Here is a 538-nt window from a genome sequence, read left to right as displayed (position 1 = left end):
GATAAAGGCGCTTCAATCAATGAAGGGTCTTACTGTTGAGGCAGGATGGCTCGACTCTACCAGATACCCTTCAGAAACTGGTGGAGAAGGTATTCTGGTGTCAGAAGTTGCGCGGCTTAATGAGTTTGGTCACATAGCCGTTTTGAACTTTGGACAAGGACCAGTCAGGGTAGAAGTTCCACCCAGACCATTCATGAGATACGCCTATGAATTATTCGTTAGTGAGCGCAGTGAAATAGAGAATAAAATTGCTAAAAAGATTTTTTCCGGTAAAATAGACGCTAGACAGGCATTGGGTCAAATTGGGCTTGCGATGGAAGCAAAGATTGTCGAATCAATTAAAAACGGACCGTGGCAGCCAAACGCCAGATATACTGTGCGTGTGAAGGGATTCGACAAACCTTTGATTCACACCAGCCTCATGTGGCAATCTGTCAGCAGCCAAGTCATTAAATAAGAGGACACCGACGTGATCAGTCAATCTCGTTATATTAAAATTGTATCAGGGGTCGGAGCAGGCGCGGCTGTTGCAGTTCGC

General features: G+C 45.5%; 1 protein-coding gene. It reads left to right on the top strand.

Translation table 11 applies throughout. The features are described from left to right. Nucleotides 1–457 (top strand): hypothetical protein (locus Y887_RS20510; protein ID WP_211257008.1); only part of this gene is annotated, 457 nt, incomplete at its 5' end. Nucleotides 458–538: the final 81 nt, after the last annotated feature.

The sequence above is a fragment of the Xanthomonas pisi DSM 18956 genome (assembly GCF_001010415.1).
Lineage (GTDB): Bacteria > Pseudomonadota > Gammaproteobacteria > Xanthomonadales > Xanthomonadaceae > Xanthomonas > Xanthomonas pisi.
Note: the sequence above shows the minus strand (reverse complement) of the source record. Positions and strands in the feature narration are given on the sequence as shown.